The 18,202-nt window shown below is 64.8% G+C and carries 10 protein-coding genes; 8 read left to right on the top strand and 2 right to left on the bottom strand.

Going from position 1 to position 18,202, the window contains the following annotated elements; all coding sequences use genetic code 11:
- From ACJ8FR_RS06925 to ACJ8FR_RS06915, 3 genes are all read left to right on the top strand, one after another.
- A partial coding sequence (locus ACJ8FR_RS06925) for an adenosylhomocysteinase (RefSeq protein WP_407827895.1) occupies nt 1-620 on the top strand: 620 nt, incomplete at its 5' end.
- Nucleotides 620-2,398, top strand: coding sequence for a sulfotransferase (locus ACJ8FR_RS06920; protein WP_407827894.1), 1,779 nt, complete (start codon nt 620-622; stop codon nt 2,396-2,398). The genes ACJ8FR_RS06925 and ACJ8FR_RS06920, both read left to right, overlap by 1 nt.
- A 143-nt stretch (nt 2,399-2,541) precedes the next feature.
- Nucleotides 2,542-5,844 (top strand): TonB-dependent receptor domain-containing protein, encoded by a 3,303-nt coding sequence (locus ACJ8FR_RS06915; protein ID WP_407827893.1) that lies wholly within the window; start codon nt 2,542-2,544, stop codon nt 5,842-5,844.
- A gap of 76 nt (nt 5,845-5,920) precedes the next feature.
- Here ACJ8FR_RS06915 and ACJ8FR_RS06910 read toward each other — a convergent pair whose 3' ends face one another.
- Together ACJ8FR_RS06910 and ACJ8FR_RS06905 are read right to left on the bottom strand one after the other, a co-directional pair.
- Complete coding sequence (locus tag ACJ8FR_RS06910) at nt 5,921-6,886, bottom strand: 2OG-Fe(II) oxygenase (protein ID WP_407827892.1); 966 nt, start codon at nt 6,884-6,886, stop codon at nt 5,921-5,923.
- A 98-nt stretch (nt 6,887-6,984) separates the two neighbouring features.
- Entirely contained in the window at nt 6,985-10,581 is a 3,597-nt protein-coding gene (locus ACJ8FR_RS06905) for a TonB-dependent receptor domain-containing protein (protein WP_407827891.1), read from the bottom strand.
- A gap of 230 nt (nt 10,582-10,811) precedes the next feature.
- Here ACJ8FR_RS06905 and ACJ8FR_RS06900 point away from each other — a divergent pair, with 230 nt between their 5' ends.
- Genes ACJ8FR_RS06900 through ACJ8FR_RS06880 form a run of 5 tightly spaced genes read left to right on the top strand, consistent with a single transcriptional unit; the run spans nt 10,812 to nt 18,201 of the window.
- Nucleotides 10,812-13,166, top strand: a complete 2,355-nt coding sequence (locus ACJ8FR_RS06900) for an ATP-binding protein (protein ID WP_407827890.1) — start codon at nt 10,812-10,814, stop codon at nt 13,164-13,166.
- Nucleotides 13,163-13,597, top strand: a complete 435-nt coding sequence (gene tsaE, locus ACJ8FR_RS06895) for a tRNA (adenosine(37)-N6)-threonylcarbamoyltransferase complex ATPase subunit type 1 TsaE (RefSeq protein ID WP_407827889.1) — start codon at nt 13,163-13,165, stop codon at nt 13,595-13,597. Before ACJ8FR_RS06900 ends, tsaE begins: the two co-directional genes overlap by 4 nt.
- Nucleotides 13,582-14,580: an aminoglycoside phosphotransferase family protein gene (locus tag ACJ8FR_RS06890; protein ID WP_407827888.1), complete on the top strand. Its 999-nt coding sequence runs from the start codon at nt 13,582-13,584 to the stop codon at nt 14,578-14,580. Before tsaE ends, ACJ8FR_RS06890 begins: the two co-directional genes overlap by 16 nt.
- A complete protein-coding gene (locus tag ACJ8FR_RS06885) occupies nt 14,577-15,335 on the top strand; it encodes a nucleotidyltransferase family protein (RefSeq protein WP_407827887.1) in 759 nt (252 codons plus the stop codon). The genes ACJ8FR_RS06890 and ACJ8FR_RS06885 overlap by 4 nt, the downstream gene beginning before the upstream one ends.
- Nucleotides 15,328-18,201, top strand: a complete 2,874-nt coding sequence (locus tag ACJ8FR_RS06880) for a PD-(D/E)XK nuclease family protein (RefSeq protein ID WP_407827886.1) — start codon at nt 15,328-15,330, stop codon at nt 18,199-18,201. Before ACJ8FR_RS06885 ends, ACJ8FR_RS06880 begins: the two co-directional genes overlap by 8 nt.
- Nucleotide 18,202: the final 1 nt, after the last annotated feature.

Genomic DNA, 18,202 nt, shown 5'->3' with positions numbered 1-18,202 from the left:
GCAAGGGCTCGGCGCAATCGCTGCGCAACGGAGGCGCGCGCGTCATTGTCACCGAGATCGACCCGATCTGCGCGCTGCAGGCGGCGATGGAAGGCTATGAGGTCGTGACGATGGAGGAAGCGGTGACCCGCGCCGACATCTTCTGCACCGCGACCGGCAACATGGACGTGATCACGCTCGACCACATGCGGGCGATGAAGAACATGGCGATCGTGTGCAACATCGGCCACTTCGACAGCGAGATCCAGATCGGCGCGCTGGCCAACATGAAATGGACCGAGATCAAGCCGCAGGTCGACGAGGTCGAGTTTCCCGACGGCAAGAAGATCATCGTGCTGAGCAAGGGCCGGCTGGTGAACCTCGGCAACGCGACCGGCCACCCGAGCTTCGTGATGAGCTCGAGCTTCACCAACCAGGTGCTGGCGCAGATCGAGCTGTGGACCAAGTCCGATGCGTACAAAAACGATGTCTATGTGCTGCCCAAGCAGCTCGACGAGAAGGTCGCGCGGCTGCACCTCGACAAGCTCGGCGTGAAGCTGACGCGGCTCAGCGACAAACAGGCAAGCTATATCGGCGTGTCACAAGACGGTCCGTTCAAGCCGGACCATTATCGCTACTGATGGCGACGATCGAGCTGAGCGGCGAGCGGATTGAAGACGTCGCGCGCACGGACCTGCCACGTGCCTGCGAGCTTGCGCGGGAGCTGGTGGCGGCCAATCCCTACGACGAGGATGCGGCGAAGTTGCTGCGCGACGTGGTCGAGCGGCTGGCGCAAAGCGCGCCGCCGCGGCCCGACCCCGATGCCGACCTCCCGGCGCCGCTTATAGAGGCCGCGACGCTTCTGTCCGCCGCGGAGGACGAAGCCGCCGAGATCATCGTGCGCCAGTACGCGGCCGAGTATCCGAACGATGCGCGCGCGATGGCGATGATGGCCGAGATTGCGGCCAGGTGCGAGTTCTTCGACGATGCGCAGCGGATTTTGACGCGGGCGCTCCAGGTCGACCCGGATTGCGTCGATGCCTTGCTCGGCATGGCGAAGCTGGTCAATCACCTGAGCTTTGCCCAGATCAGCGAGGACCGGGGTGAGGAGGCGCTGACAATCCTCCGCCGCGCGCTCGAGATCGACCCGACCAACATTCACGTCGTCTCGCTCTACTCGTCGATCCTGGTCCGCTTCCGCCGCGTCAAGGATGCGATCCCGTGGTACGACCGGCTTCTCAAGCTCGATCCCACGCACTGGTTGGCCTGGTCGAACTATGCAATCCTGCTGAACGGCCTTGGCGAATTCGGCCAGTCCATCGCCGCCTTGCGGACGACGGTGGCGTTTAATCCGAAATACGGCCTCGCCTGGTGGGAGATCGCCAACCTCAAGGTGTCGAAGCTTTTCGATTCAGATATCGAGCGGATGGAAGAGCTCCTCAGCGATCCCACAGTCGATCCGGAGTCGCGAGGCCAGATTCATTTCGCGCTCGCCAAGGCGTTCGATCAAGCCAAGCGTTTTGAGGACGCCGCCGAGCAGCTGAAGCTCGGAAACGCGATCAAGCGGGAGCTTGAACCGTATGACACGGCGAAGGTCACGTCCGACGTCGCAAATTCGGAAAAGATCTTCACGCCCGCATTCTTCAAGCAGAGAGAGGGGCTGGGCGACCCGCGGCCTGACCCCATCTTCATCATCGGGATGCAACGAGCCGGAACAACGCTGGTCGAGCAAATTCTGTCGTCGCATTCGCAGGTAGAAGGCACCGAGGAGTTATTCTATATCCTCCAGCTCGGCACCGAAATCTCGCAGCGCAACCCGAACGTTTCGTGGCAGCTGGGCCTTGCACGCGCGAGCGAGCGCGAGCTTGCCGATCTCGGCGGAGCTTATCTGAAATGGGCGCGGCATCACCGGCTTAGCGAGCGGCCGTTGTTCATCGACAAAAACCCCGCCAACTGGCGATTTGCGGGCCTCATCGCGACGATCCTGCCGAATGCCAAGATCATCGACGTTCGGCGCAATCCGATGGATTGCTGCTTTGCGAATTATACGCAGCATTACAATAACGGAGTCGGTTACAGCTATTCGCTGGCGGACGCAGGGCTTTATTATTCTGATTATGTCCGTTTGATGCGCCACTTCGCCGACATTGCGCCGGGCAGAATCCACAAATTGCTATATGACGATCTGGTGGACGATCTCGAGGCCAACGTCCGCCGGTTGCTCGATTATGTCGGGCTTCCGTTCGAAGAGTCGTGCCTTCGATTCTATGACACCGACCGCCCGGTCCTTACCCCCAGCTCGCAACAGGTTCGCCAGCCCATCAACCGCAAGGGGTTTGGCCGCTGGCGCAGCTACGAGCCGTGGCTTGGCGACCTCCAGGACGCACTCGGCGACACACTTGATCAATGGCGGCAATAATTCGCCTGGCCGCCAGCCCTGTGGCTTTAATGTTACAGCAACTGGGGATTTGAGTCCGAGCGCCGCGAAAGGGTTTTATTTTCAAGGTTCTCAAGTCACACCCTCCCAATAGAAATATTATCTTTTGGGAGGGCTGTTCACCCATGCGCCGCATCACCGCATCCATTTTCTCCTCTGTTTCTCTCGTTGCTTTGTCGACCACGCCGGCTCTGGCACAGGTCACCGGCGCCCCAGTGGAGACCACTCCCCAGAAGACGGCGGAGAGCAGCCAGCTGCCTCCTGCTACCGAGCTGCCAACCAACGCAAATGGCCAGCCGGTCACGAGTGGTGCGATTGTCGTCACCGGATCGCGCCTGCGCCGCGACAACTTCAACACACCGTCGCCGGTTACGATCGTCACTCGCGACGACCAGATTCTGGCCGGCGCGAGCGGCACGGCCGAAACCTTGCAGAATGCCTCGATTACCTCGGGCACGTCGCAAATCAGCAGCGCATTCCTCGGTTTCTTGAGCGAGGGTGGCCAGGGAGCCAATACCGTCGGTCTGCGGGGCTTGGGCTCGCAGCGGACGCTCGTCCTGCTGAACGGCCGCCGCCTGGCGCCGGCGGGCGTCGGCAGCCAGCTGGTTGCGGCCGATCTCAACGTGCTTCCGACAGCGGTGGTCCAGCGCATCGAAGTGCTGCGCGAAGGCGCCTCGGCCGTTTACGGGTCGGACGCGATCGCGGGCGTGATCAACGTCATCACCGACACCAAGCTGAACGGCGTTACGCTCGACGCTTATGCCGACCTTCCTCTGAACCTGGTTGGGGCCGCCGGGCGGACCTATCGCGGATCGGTTACCGCCGGCAAAACCTTCGATCGCGGGTATATCCTGGCGTCAGTGGAATATCGCCAGCGCAACGGCGTGCGCTTCCAGGACAACCCGGATTGGCGTTGCCCGCGCGCGCTCTATCAACAGAACGGTCATGAGGTCGGTCAGGTCGATCCGGCGACTGGTCAACTCGCATGCTTCGCGTTCGGGCCGAACGGCTCGGCCGGCAGCGGCATTGCCAGCGGTTACGGCCTTTATGGGACGTTCTTCCCTTATTACGGCAACATCTACACGCTCGGCCGTAAGTCGTACCGCAACGGCGACATCAATCAGCCCCTTGCCGTGAACAACTTCCTCCTCCGTCCGATCAAGAGCGGACCGCAGCTCGCGAGCAGCGTGATCTCTCCGGTCAGGACCATCACCGGCTACCTGAACGGCGCCTATCAAACCGATGTCCTGGGCAATGCCGAAATCTACGGCGAAGCCTTATTTACCCGCCGTAGGTCGGTTCAGAAAAGTGCGACGCAGATCAGCATCCAGACGGCGCAGCTCGACCCGAACATCGAGATTTACGGCGGCAACGCTTATTATTGCCCCAACGGCACGACAAGCTGCCCGATCACCAATTATGCCCCGCCTAGCCAACCGGGCGGTGCGGCGTTCCCGAATTATAAGAGCAGCCCGTTCTTCCCGAACTCGTTCCTCACCGCGACCACGCCTTACTCAGCCTGTTGCGGCATCTTCGGAATCAACCGGTTCAACCCGTTCATTCTTCCTGACCAGCTTCAAAGAGCGAGCCAGAAGGTCGATTTCTGGCGGGCTAATGCCGGTCTTCGCGGCGACATGGGCGTCGGCGACTGGCGTTACGACGCCAATGTCCAGCTCTCGCGCACCGATGCGAACGAGAAGCTGAGCAATCCGACAATTACGACGATGAGCAACGTCCTGATGACGGCGGTCGCCCCGACGGGGACGCCTTCTCAGTTCATAACGACGGCCATTCCGGGCGAGGCCCGGGCCGGCGTCAGTTTCACCTGCGCAAGCAATGTGACCAACGGCGCTTATAACGGCGGCACCTGCGTCCCGCTCGATATCTTCAACCCGAACATTCTCATCGGCGGCCATATTCCGCAGGCGCTGTACGACTATCTGTACGTCCCGCAGGTCCAGCGCACGAGGTTCAACCAGGATACGCTCTCGCTGAACCTCGACGGCACCGTGCTGGATTTGCCGGCGGGTCCGGTCAGGGCGGCGGTCGGGTTCGAATATCGCCGCGACAGGATCACTAACACGCCGTCTCCGGATGCCCAGGCGGGGCAATTGTACAATCGGACCAACGAAGGCATCACAGCCGGCTACGACAGCGTGAAAGAGGCCTATGGCGAGGTCAACATTCCGCTGCTCAAGGACAGGCCGCTCGCCAAGAGCCTAGAGGTTGCAGCGTCCGGCCGCTACACCGACTACAAATCGTACGGATCAGGTTTCGTCTATCGGTTGAATGCTCAATATGCTCCGACCGACCTCATCCGCTTCCGCGCGAGCTTGGGCACCAACTTCCGCGCGCCGAACCTGTATGAGCAGTTCGTCAACAATCAGACGGGGTTCTTTGGTGGCGGGAGCGACCCGTGCGACTCGTTCGGCACGCTTAGTCCGACAACGCCGACGTACCAGAATTGCTTGCGTGAGCTGACGCCCATCCTCGATAATCCGACCACGGCTGTAAACGAAGCGCTTACCTACGTGAACGCGAACAGCATTCTCGTGAACACGGCAGGCGGTCGCGCCAATTTGAAGGCGGAGAAGGCGAAGAGTTACGGCTTCGGCGCCGTGGTCACCGCTCCGCGCGAGGTTGCCGATTTATCGCTTGCGGTCGATTATTTCCACACCCTGGTCACGAACGAGGTGGGAACGCTGGGTTTGACGATCCTCAACCTTTGTTATGGGGCCGATCCATCGACCTTCCCCAACAACAATTACTGTCCGTTTATCAACGGGCGCTTCCCGGTTGGCTCAGCTTATCCGGGCACGATCATCAGCTTCCAGAACCCCTATCTCAACCTGGCTCGGCAGATTTCCGCGGGCATCGACTTCAATGGCCGCTACGCAACGCGGGTGGCTGGGGGCCGGTTCATCGCGGAGCTCCAGGCGACGAGGATGGTCCATCAGCAGCTCGAAATCTTCCAGGGCAATGGGCTGTTCGAGTATAACGGGACTCTCGGTTACCCAGGCTTCGGCTCAGGTCCGAAGTGGACTGGAAACCTTGACGCCCGGTACGAGAGGGGACCATTCACGTTCCGCTGGGGAGTCCAGTACATCGGCCGTTCGAGCGCGAACGAGCTGGTCCAACCGAATCTGCTCTATCCGACCAACGGCGGCACGGGCATAGCGGGCCAACCGTACCAGGAAGACCTCGTGGCCGAGGCCTATTGGGAGCATGGCGTGTCGGTGCGATACAGGTACAAGAAGCGCGCAGAGATCACGGTGGGCGTGAAGAACCTGTTCAACGAAAAGCCGCCAACGATCAGCGACTCTCAGGATCCGTTCGGTCAGTACTTCCGGATCGCGAACTACTTTGGCGGCGGCCCTTATGATTATCTCGGCCGCTCGGTCTTCATCAACCTGACGAGCAGCTTCTAAGCATCCAGACGAAAACCAATTGTTCGGGAGGGCGGGGGAGACCCCGCCCTTCTTTTTTGAGAGCAATCGCGTCAGATCATTCGAGCACCAGAGGCGCCGCGCGGATCCACCGTGAGGCGAGATGTTTGATGCCGCGGGTGACGGGAAGTCCCGCGTGGACCGAGCGCGGGTCGGGCGTTCCGTCCGGTGCGGCGTTGCGGAAGAGAAGCCCGTCGCCGGCGCGACCGCGGAACTTGACGCCCCCGGCGGGGAAGACAGTCTCACCGCCCTCATAATCCTCGTTCAGATAGACGAGAAAGGTCATCACCCGCTGCTGCGACGGCGCGATCCCGGGCAAGACGTCGCTATGCTCGTGATATTGCTCTCCGGGGGCGTAGTGGAGGACCCACATCGGCTCGCCCGCGCGGACATCGGATCCGCTGGCCGCCGCCAGCCGGCGATTAAGCGCGTGGATCGCGGGGTTTTCGTCGACGAAAGGAAAGACCGCGCCGCTCGAGGTGCGGACCGGGTTGGGAATATGTCGGCCGGTGTGCGGATCGATGACGATGCTGGGCTGCAGCATCGGCCCGGCGGTGCGGATCAGATAGTCGCACTCTGCCGGGCTGAACAAAGCGAGGAAGGCCTGCACTTCGGGGCCATCGCAGAGCTTTTCGGCGGCGAAGGTCCCGGCCGGTTCGCCGTCGGGTCCCAGCGTCATGGCTTCGATCAGCTGCAGCTGTGCCGCGGCTTGGGGATCGCCGGGCGCGGCCTGGCGAAGCATATCGATCGCTCGTGGCCAGTCAGCGGGGCCACCTACCCCTCCGGCAACGAAGGCGCGAACAACAGTTGCCGAGGTCGCGTCGCCGAGAGCGGCAGCGCGTTCAAACAGCGCGCGTGATGTGGCGAGATCGCGTCGGAGCAGCCGGCCCTCGAGATACCACAAGGCCAGCTCGCGCGCGCCGAGGGCGTCACCCGTCTGCTCCGCCTGCTCGAGAATGCGTGCGGCGCCGCGGACATCGCCGCGCGCTATGAGCGCGTGTGCTTGGCTGACCTTATTGCTCACGGAGCGTTTCTGGCAGGGGCGGGGCCGGCTTTCCAGTGCGCAAAGAAAAGGAGCCGGGAGTTTCCCCCCGGCTCCAATACTTACTCGCTCAATCCCGGTTAGTAGCGGAGCTTGATGCCGGCGTAGAAGTTGCGTCCGCGAGCATCGTAGATCGCAGTCTGGCCACCGGTGATACGGTCGCTCGCGAGCGAGCCGCCTGGCGGCAGGTTGAACGGTGGATGCTTGTCGAAGATATTGTCGACGCCGCCGTAGACCTGGATGTTCTTCAAGCGGAGTGCCGGCCCGGTGTCCCACTGGAAGCGCACCGAGTGATAGGACATCGCCGGGTATTTTTGAACATCGGCGAAGTCCGCATTGTTCGGTGGGCATCCTCCTATGCCGGGAGTCGTCTGCCCCGCGGGGCAGGCGGCCGGGAGCGGGTTCCAATCCTCGAACAGGTCGACCCACATCGGACCGATGAAGTGCGCCTGATAACCGAGGGTCACCTGGCCGATCTTCAGGTCAGCGTCGAAACGTGCCTCGTCCTGAGGATCGCCAAGCTCACCAAGGATACGGTCTTCAAACTTCGGATTGGTCGGATCGTTGTAGTTGCTGTTCTTGATCACGTGGCTCCAGATCAGCCCGGTGTCGAGAGTGACCTTGCTGCTGAGATGCGCACGATAATTGGCATTAAGGTCGATGCCCCGTCGAATCCGCGCAGCAAAGTTGCGCGGTATCTGCTGGAGGGAGTTGGAAAGGATTTGGCCCGGCTGGTCATTCAGCGTGCTGTTGCCCGGACCAAACCAGCGGGTGAACAGTCCGCAGAACGGATTGTTCAGCGACGGCAAGTCGTAGCAGAGGTTGGCAACCTGCTGAGCACCCAACCCGACAATCACGTCTTTGACCTTGATGTCGAAATAGTCGACGCTGGCCGAAAAGCCGGGAACGAAGCGCGGTTGGGCCACAAAACCGAGAGTCAGTGAGTGCGAAACCTCAGGCTTGAGCAGTGGATTGGAGGCACTGATGACGGCCAGCGACTGCGTAACGTTCGGCGGCTGGACGAATACGCCCGCTACCGTGAGGGCGGTTGTGCAATTTGTCGTCCGGTTTGCGTTGGCCCCGATATTTCCTGACGAACATGGGTCGGCGAAATTCGGGGAGAAGTTGGCCACCGGCGGGAATGCCGTTTCCGACATGTTGGGAGCGCGAACGGCCTTGCCGTAATTGGCACGGAAGCGAATGTCGCGAACCGGCGCCCACTCGCCGCCGAAGTTGTAGGTCCAAGTATCGCCGACGCTCTTCTTATAGTGCGAATAACGTCCCGCACCGCTGAGGGTCAGCTCATGGAAGAAGGGCTGATCCTTGATGATTGGAATGTTAAGTTCGCCGAACGCTTCAGCCACGTGGAATGGCGGCGGCACGAAGTCGGTGATAATGACATTGTTGGTCGCCTGCTGCGTCACATAGGGATCGTCCCTATATAGCCCGGTTTCCCGGCGGTATTCGCCGCCCAGCACGAAGCTGACCGGGCCGCCCGGAAGCGAGAACCACTGGCTCGTGTCCCCGTTCACGAAGCCGTTGAGGTCCAGCTGCGTCAATTTCGCCGTCTTGTGCGAGACAACGCCGATATAGGCTGCCGCAGCGCTATTGTCGGTCGACCCGAACGGATTGTAAGGCACGCAGGCTGCGATATCAGCGTTGAGGCGGGCCGCGGCCGCAGCGGCGGCCTGTGCGGCATTGAGTTCGTTCACGCCGGGCGCCGGATTCACAAAGTTGGTCGTATCAAAGAAAGGTGCCCCGACGGTCTGGTCGAGCGCGATCCGGGCGGCCGGGTCGAACTGTGCACGGCACTGGATCTGCCCCGTGGCGGGATTCCGGCCGGCATCGAGCGACAACATGAGCCGCTGGCGATCGAGGAAGCCGAAGACATGGTTGTCCTCGTGGAACTCGCCATAGTTGCCCGAGACTTCGTAGCTCCAGTCGTCGTTGAACGTGCCGCGAACGCCCAGGACGCCACGATAGGTGTTGCGCTTGAAATGCTCGTCGCGGATGCCGAGGTCATCGAGGAGGCGCGCCGTGGTGAAGCGGTACGTGCCGTTGGCGATCAGCGCGGCGTCGTTGACAACAGGTCCGGTCGCACTGCCGAGCCGCGCGGTATTGAGCTGACCGGTTACCGTCTGGACAGGCGCATAGGTCCCAAGGCCCCTCGTGACCGGAGTGGTCGCCGCGCCGAAAGAGGGCGCAGTGAAAAAGGCGCAGGACCCGCCGGTCGTCGGGGCGCAATTTGACTGGGTCAGCAAGGTCGTGATCTGGGTCCGCTGGGCGGACGTCAGGAAGGGGTTGTCGAGCCGGATTCGCTCGCGAATGTCACCGAGATTGAAATTGCCGCTGAGCGCCGATGGGCTGGCGTTATTGCCCTCGACTTCCTGGTGGGCCCACTTTGCCTCGAAGAAGGGTTCAAAGGCGTCGCTGATCGTATAATGGCCGACCGCGTTCAGGTTATACCGGTTGGTCTTCGGGAAGATCGACAGGAGGTCGCCTTCGCGGCCGTTAGTGTTGTTGCCGCCGATATAACCGCCGAGTGGGCCAGTGGTGTAACGCGCGCCGGTCTGGCGCGTCAGTGTGTCATCCGGCAGGAATATAAAGTTGCAGTTATAGGCTTGGCCAGCGTTGGCGGGCGCACCGTTGCTGTTGCTAATTCCCTGTCCGCAGCCGAACGTTCCTACAGAGCCCGTTCCCGCGGTAATCGATCCGTTATAAGAGAATGGAATCATGCCGTAGAGGCTGGTCGTCGCCTGACGGATGTCATGCGCGACGATGCGATCGGGGAAGCCATCGCTGCCGTTGGCAAGTCCGCCCGGATCGGCGTCGACGACAATTGCGTTGGTGACGTCGCGGGCCAGCCACGGGACTTCGGAGCCGAACACCCGGTCCTGGTGCGTATATTCGGCGGACAGAGTGATGTTGCCCCTGCCTCCGTCGAAATTGTGACCGAGCAATGCCGAGGTGAGATAGTTGGTGCCAAAGCCGGCGCCTGCCTCGGCGCCCTGCGCCCGGACCTGGAGACCGTCGAAATCGCGCCGCAGGATGAAGTTGACGACGCCGGCGATAGCGTCGGAGCCGTACACGGCCGAGTTGCCGCCGGTCACGATATCGACCCGGTCGATCAGGTCGTTGGGGATGGAGCCGACATCCGGCACGGAGGCGCTGGAGGTAATGTCGGCCGCGACGTGGCGGCGGCCGTTAACGAGCACCAGGGTGCGCTTTGGCGCGAGGCCGCGAAGGTCGAGGAGATTGAGGCTGGCGATGCCGATGCCGAGGCCCGAGTTCTGCTGCGCGAAGGTGCTGCGCAGCTGCGGGAGGTCGTTGAGCTCGTCGCCGACGCTGGTCGTACCCTGGCGGAAGAATTGCTCGCCCTGGATCGAAGTGACCGGAACCACCGATTCGAGGTTCGGACGGCGGATGCGTGAACCCGTGACGGTGATCGCGTTGTCCGAGCGCGGCGCAGTCTGACCGGTCGGAGTCGCCGGGATGACGTCCGCCGGATTGGTCGAATTGGTCGGGAGAGTCTGCACGTCCTGCGCGGTGACGGTCGTCACCGGGGTCGCGGTTTGCGTTTGGGGCGCGGTCGCGGCAACGGCGGGAGTCGCCGACGCGGCCATAAAGAGCGCGCCGGATGAAAGGGCCGTAGCGGCCAGCAGCTTACGATTGGTCACGATTGGTATCCCCTATTCCCCAGTGGATAGGGCTGAGTCCCGCATCTCGCGGGCCACTGCAACAGCCGGTACATCTGCCGTTCAGTTTTTCACCCGACCTGTCACTTTAATGTCACGCTAATCGGGGACGAACGGCGCCCCGCGATCGGCAGTGGACGGCGCCGCCCGGGCGGCCTTTCCTTTGACCGGCTTCGCCCTATGAATTGGCGCCAGGGGGTTCGCGCGCGATCATGGGGCCGTTCAGCGTTGGAAGGCTGGCAATAGCCGCACTTGCGCTGCTGTGGATCGTGCTCGCCGCGGCCATGTCAATCCTCGCGGCCCGCCGGTTCCGGCTCGCCCAGCAAGTGCTCGACAGCGCGCGCGGCAACGCCCGCCTCCTCGAGCTCATGCCGGCGCGACCGCTCGTCGTTCGGGCCGATGACCGCATCGAGGCGGACCAACAGCTGGTGCGGGATCTCGGCCTCAAGCGGGCGCCCGCAATCCTCGCCGAACTGGTCGCGGAAGATGGCGGGATCGCTCCCGAGGATCTTGAGAGACTCGCTGACTCAGTCTCGGCAGCGCGCGCGTCCGCGGGCCATTTATCCTGCGCCGTGCATGCGCGAGGGTCCGCGCGGGTGTTCGACATTCGCGGCGGGCCGGCGCCGGGTCAGCTCCCCGGAACGCTGCTGCTGTGGTGCGTCGACATCAGCGCCGCCGAGGAGGACCGGGCCAGGCTGGCGCTGCGGCTGCGGCAGGCCGAGGCGGCCGTCAATTCCCTGACCCAGGTCATCGAAGCCGCGCCCTTCCCGATGTGGTACCGCGGGCCCGACCTCAAGCTCGGACTGGTCAACAGCGCCTTCGTCCACGCGGTCGAGGGGCGCGACGCCGCGGCAGTCATCGAGCGCGGTGCCGAGCTGATCGACGCGGAGGGGGACGATAGCCCCGCGGCCAAGGCCAGCGAGGCGCTGAAGACCGGCCGCATCGTGTCGCGCATGCAGCCGGCGATCATCCGCGGCGAGCGGCGCATGCTGAGGATGGTCGACGTGCCGCTGTCGACCGGCGCCGTCGCCGGCTTTGCGCTCGACGTCCAGGATCTCGAGGAAGCCCGCGCCGAGCTCGCGCGCTACATTGAATCGCAGCGCGAACTCGCCGACCGGATGACCGCGGGTACGGCGCAGTTCGACGCCGATCGGACGCTCAGTTTCTTCAATCGTCCGTTCGCGGCCATGACCCAGCTCGATCCGGATTGGCTGGCCGAGCGGCCCGAGTTCGATCGCGTGATCGAGCGCATGCGTGACGAGCAGCGGCTCCCCGAAACCCGCGACTTTCCTGCGTGGAAGGACGAGCGCCGCTCATGGTTTGCCAGCCCGGACGAAGTGATCGAGGAGGAATGGATGCTGCCGGCCGGCGACCACATCCGGGTCGTTGCCCAGCCGCTCCCCGACGGCGGGCTGCGTCTGTTCCTCGAAGACCGAACCGAGCAGCTTCGCCTGGCGTCGGCGCGGGACACGTTGCTGCGCGTCCGGGCGGCAACGTTCGATAATCTGTTCGAGGCGATCAGCGTGTTCGCGCGGGACGGCCGGCTGTACCTGTGGAATCGCCGCTTCCTCGACGATTGGGAGCTCGACGAGGAGTGGCTTGCGACGCACCCGCGTGTCGATGAACTGGTCCCGGCCATGGCGCGCAAGCTGGTCAATCCGACCACCGCTGCGCAGATTCGCGAGATGGTCCGCCAGACCACGAACGAGCGGCAGTCGGCGACGGGCCGCATCTCGATGACCGACGGCCGCCATTTCCAGTTCGCCGCGGTCCCGCTGCCTGATGGCAACGCCTTGCTGACGATGGTCGACGTGACCGATTCGACGCGCATCGAGGCGGCGTTGCGCGAACGCGCGACCGCGCTCGAGGAAGCCGACCGGGTGAAGACCGACTTCGTCGCCAACATGAGCTACGAGCTGAGGACCCCGCTGACGTCGATCGGCGGCTTCGGCGAGCTCCTGGGCGGCGGATATGCCGGTGAGCTCAGCCCGAAAGCGCGCGACTATGTGAGTGCGATCCTTGAATCGGTCGAGCGGCTGTCGAAGCTGATCAACGACGTACTCGACCTGACGACCGGCGACACGCGTGGAGTGGCGCTCGAGAAGGAACGGGTGGACATCGGCGGGCTGTGCCGGGCGGCGGTCGAGACGGCGAAGCCGCGCGCGGCCGAGAAAGCGCAGAAGCTCGACGTCGAAATCGAGGGATCGGCGGGTCATGTCTTCGGCGATGCCCGTCGCTTGCGCGAATCGATCGAGCATGTGCTCCAGAACGCGGTCGCTTATACCGACCGCAAGGGCCGGGTTTCACTAACTGCGGAGGGCGACAAGAAGCAGGCCGTGATTCGCATCCGCGACAATGGTTCGGGCATCGACGAGGACGATCTCCCGCGCGTGTTCAACCGCTTCGATCGCGTCGCCGAGGCGGGTGTCCGGGGCGAGGCCGCGCTCGGCCTCGGCCTGCCGCTGACGCAACAGTTCATCGAGGCGCACGGCGGTACCGTCGAACTCGAATCGAGCAAGGGCAAGGGAACGACTGTCACCCTGACGATCCCGCGCGGGACTCGATGATCCTTGCGACGGAGCAGGAAACCGCCGCCGCCGGCGCCGCTTTGGCGCGAGTGGTTCGGGCGGGCGACGTGATCACGCTGTCCGGTCCGCTCGGGGTGGGCAAGACCGCGCTCGCCCGCGGCATGATCATGGCGTTGGGCCATAGCGGGGAGGTGCCGAGTCCGACCTTCGCGATCGTGCAGCCGTACGAGGATCTCGATCCGCCGCTGTGGCACGTAGATTTGTATCGGATCGAAGACCAAGCCGAAATCGACGAGCTCGGGCTGGATGCCGCCGCCGACGCCGTGCTGCTGGTCGAATGGCCGGAGCGGGCAGGGGCCCATGCGTGGCCGGACGCGCTCGGCCTGTCGCTCGAGTTCGCGCAGGACAGCGACAGAATCTTGACAGCCAAGGTGCCCCCGTCATGGGAGGGCCGATGGCCCCCAAGATGAGCTTGCCGCCCCATGCGCCTGATTTCCTTGCCGCCTCGGGCTGGGAGGGAGCGGAAATCCTGCCGCTTGCGGGCGATGCGTCGTTCCGCCGTTATTTCCGCGTGATCCACGGCGACCGCCGTGCTGTCCTGATGGACGCGCCGCCGCCACAGGAAAATCCGCAGCCGTTCATCGCGGTTGCCGAGTGGCTGATTGGACGTGGTCTGAGCGCGCCGGAAATCCTCGCCCGCGACCTCGACAAGGGTCTGCTGCTGCTCGGCGACTTCGGCGACGCGCGGCTGCGCGAGACGCTCGACGCGGACACGAGGCGAGAGCTCGAGCTGTACGGGCTGGCGACGGACCTGTTGGTCCATCTGCACGGACATCCGCCCATGCCCGGACTGAAGCCCCACGGGGTTGACCAGTGGCTCGACGAGCTGATGCTCTTCACTGACTGGTATTGTCCCGCGGTCGGCGCGGACGTCGACGTCGGTGCCTACCGCGATGCCTGGACCCAGGTTCTGGCCTCGGTCGCGAGCGACGGCCTCGGACCCGTCACGGTGCTGCGCGACTATCATGCCGAGAACATCATGCTGGTCGAGGGGCGGAGCGGAATCGCCCATTTCGGACTGCTCGATTTCCAGGACGCGGTGGCCGGGCACCCCGCCTACGATCTTGCCTCGGTGCTCGAGGATGCGCGCCGCGACGTCGCGCCCGAGGTCGAGCGTGCGATGATCGACCGCTATGCCGCCGCGACCGGTCACGGCGAGCCGTTCGAGCGCGCTTACTGGGCGCTCGCCGCCCAACGCAACACCCGGATCCTCGGCGTCTTCACTCGGCTGTGGAAGCGCGACGACAAGCCGGGATATCGGCGTTTCCAGCCGCGCATGTGGGGCCTCGTCGAACGCGACCTCGCGCACGCTCACCTCAAGCCGGTTCGCGATTGGTTCGATACGAACATTCACCCCGAACATCGCCGCGAGCCGTGGAGCGAGGCGGCATGAACGCCCGCCGTGCGCTGCGCCTGCGCGCCGAGGTCGCGGCCGAAGTCCCGACAACGGCGATGATCATGGCGGCCGGCCTCGGCAAACGCATGCGGCCGCTGACCGCGACCAAGCCCAAGCCGCTGATCGAGGTCGCCGGCAAGGCGCTCCTCGATCATGTGCTCGAAAGGTTGCGCTTGTCGGGCGTCGAGAAAGTCGTGGTCAACGTCCACTATCTCGCCGACGCGCTCGAAGCGCATCTTGCGACGCGCGACCATGGGCTCGAGGTCGTGATCTCGGACGAGCGCGGGTTGCTGATGGAAACCGGCGGCGGCCTGGTCAAAGCGGCGCCGCTGATCGACAGCGATCCGTTCCTGGCGCTCAACAGCGACAATCTGTGGATCGACGGGCCTGCCGACACGATCAAATTGCTTGCCTCCCAGTGGGACGGGGAGAAGATGGACGCGCTGCTGCTGCTGGTGCCGCAGGCGCGCGCGCTGGGGCACAAAGGCATGGGCGATTTCCACATGGACCGCGCCGGTCGCATCCGCCGCCGCGAACGCAGCCATGTCGCGCCATTCGTCTTCACCGGCATCCAGATGGTGTCCAAGCGCCTCCTGCGCGACGCGCCCGAGGGGCCATTCTCGACCAACCTGCTGTGGGATCGGGCGATCGAGGAAGGCCGGGCGTTCGGTGCGGTGCACCAGGGCCTGTGGTTCGACGTCGGTACCCCGCAGTCGATCCCGATGACGGAAGCGGCGCTCGAGAATGCCTGACGCGCCGGCGCGCCCGGCCGTCTTCACCATCCCGTCGCACCGGAGCTTCGCCGATGCGCTCGCGGCAGGCCTGATCGCGCGGTTCGGCAAGGACCCTTTGGGCCTGGCACAGGGGCGTATCCTGCTGCCGAACAACCGCGCGGTCCGCGCCGTGACCGACGCATTCGTGCGGCAGAGCGGGAGCGGCCTGCTGCTCCCCCGGTTGATCCCCGTCGGCGACCCGGAGCTCGACGAGAGGATCGGCGGCGCGCTTGATTCTGTCGATGAGCCGCTGCCGCCGGCGATCGACCCGACCGAACGCCTGTTGCGGCTGGCATCGCTGGTCCGCGGAGAGGGGAGTGCCGAAAGCCTGCGGCTGGCCGCCGACCTCGGGCGGACGCTCGACGCATTGTTGGTCGAGGAGATTGATCCGCTCCAGCTGAAGGGCGCGGTCGCGGAGACTGCCGACCTTGCGGCGCACTGGGAGAAATCGCTGCTCAAGCTCCAGCTGATTTACGACCAGTGGCCGCACCTGCTCGCGGACGGCGGCGCGATCGACCTGGCCGACAAGCGTAACCGGCTGCTCCGCCAGCTCGCCGATCGCTGGAAGGTCCAGCCGCCATCGGGATTCACGATCGCCGCGGGCATCAACACGGCAGCGCCGGCCGTCGCGGCTTTGGTCGGGCGTGTCGCGCGAATGCCGCAAGCAATGGTCGTGCTTGCAGGGCTTTGGTTGCCGAACCTCTTCCCGGACGAAGAGTGGGATGCGCTCGGCCCCGATGAGGACGGGCGAGGCCAGCCGACGCACCCGCAATTCCACTTGAAGCTCCTCCTCAACCGCCTCGGCGTTGCGCGCGGCGAGGTGCAGCGATGGCGCTGGACAGGCGGCGCGGCTTCATCGCCGGTGCGTTCGCGGGCGGTCGCCAACGCGATGGCTTCCCCCGATTTTTCGCACAAATGGGAGACGCTGAAGCCGGTCGACCGGCGGCTGAGCGGCATCCGCCTGGCCGAGCTGCCGGATCCCGCAACCGAGGCGCAGGCAATCGCGCTCGCACTGCGCGAGGCCCTGGAGACGCCGGGCAAGATCGCCGCACTTGTAACCCCCGATCGCCAGCTCGCCGGCCGTGTCTCGGCGCTGCTGGCCCGTTGGGGAATCGAGGCCGACGACAGCGCCGGCAAGCCGCTGTCCGGAACCGCGGCGGGGACGCTGCTGCTGAGCATCTTGGCGGCGGCCGGCGAGGCGTTGGCGCCGGTATCGTTGCTCGTGCTCCTCAAGCACCCGTTGGCGGGAGCCGAGGGCGACGAGCGCCTGGCCTGGCTCGAAGCGGCGCGCGTGCTCGACCTCAAGCTGCGCGGTCCAAGACCCGCCGCCGGCATCGCCGGCCTCGACGCTTATTTCAAAGGCTTGCGCGAATGGCAGGCGGTGCGCGAGCGGGTGCGCTCGATCGATGGCCTGTTGCTCGAGCCGCGGTCGCTGGCGCAGCTGGCCGTCGCCCTCGCGGCCGCCGCGCAGGCGCTTGCCGGCGATCGCGCGTGGCGCGGACCGGATGGACGCATGGCGGCGGAGCTGCTGGCCGAGCTGCAGGCGTCCGGCGCCGCGCGGCAGCTGATTGTCGCGGCGGAGGACGCGGTGCCGTTGCTCCGCCAGCTGCTCGACAGCCGGGCGGTGCGGCCGCCCTACGGCGGGCATCCGCGCATCTTCATCTGGGGCCTGCTCGAGGCGCGGCTCCAGCGTGCCGACCTGGTCGTACTCGGGGGGCTCAACGAGGGCGTGTGGCCTGCGCTGCCGACCCCGGATCCGTGGCTGCCGCCGAAGGTCCGCGCGACGCTAGGAATGCCGACGTTGGAAAGCCGCATCGGGCTTGCCGCTCACGATTTCGCAAGCGCATTGGCGGCGCCCGAGGTGTTGATCACGCGCGCCCGGCGCGATGCCAGGTCGCCGACCGTCGCTTCGCGCTTCCTGCTTCGGCTTGACGCGATCAGCGGCGGGCTGCCGCGCGACGTCAAGCTCGAACGGTTGGTGCGGGCGCTCGACGACCCGGGCCCGGCGCAGCCGGTCCAGCGCCCCGCGCCGTCGCCACCTCAGGCGCAGCGTCCGGAGAAGATCTCGGTTACGGCGGTCGACCGGCTGAAGGCCGATCCGTTCGCTTTCTACGCGCAGGCGATCCTCAGGCTGCGCGCACTCGATCCGGTCGACGACGATCATACGGCGCGGTGGAAAGGCATTGCCGTTCATCAGGCGCTGCAGGAGTGGCTGCAGCACGACAATTGCGACCCCGACAGGCTTCGTCCGCGCGCCGAGCGGCTGCTCAAGGACGAGGCCATCCATCCGATGCTTCGCGCGCTGTGGGCGCCGCGGCTGCTCGAGGCGATCGACTGGATCGCGGCGATGGAGCGCGACAACCAGGCGGCCGGCCGCCGGCCGCTTGCCGCCGAGGCGACCGGCGAAACGCCGCTCGCCGGAGTGACCGTGCACGGCCGCGTCGACCGGATCGATCGGCTTGCCAACGATGCGCTCGCAATCATCGACTACAAGACCGGCCAGCCGCCGAGCCAGAAGACGGTAACCGAGGGTTTCGCGCTCCAGCTCGGCCTGCTCGGCCTGATCGGCCGCGCCGGCGGGTTCGAGGGCGTGAGCGGCGACCCGCGGGCCTTCGAATATTGGTCGCTGGCGCGTTACCGCGGCAATTTCGGCAGGCTGATGTGCCCCGACAAGGACATGGCGCCGGGCGAGTTCCTCGATCATGCCTATCGCAACTTCGCCGAAGTGGCGCGCAAATGGCTGACCGGCAGCGAGCCGTTCACCGCCAAGCTCAATCCGGCTTATGCGCCCTACGGCGATTACGATCAGCTGATGCGGCTCGAAGAATGGTACGGCCGCAAATGAG

The sequence above is a fragment of the Sphingomonas sp. genome, from assembly GCF_045810705.1.
In the GTDB taxonomy this organism is placed as follows: domain Bacteria; phylum Pseudomonadota; class Alphaproteobacteria; order Sphingomonadales; family Sphingomonadaceae; genus Sphingomicrobium.
Note: the sequence above shows the minus strand (reverse complement) of the source record. Positions and strands in the feature narration are given on the sequence as shown.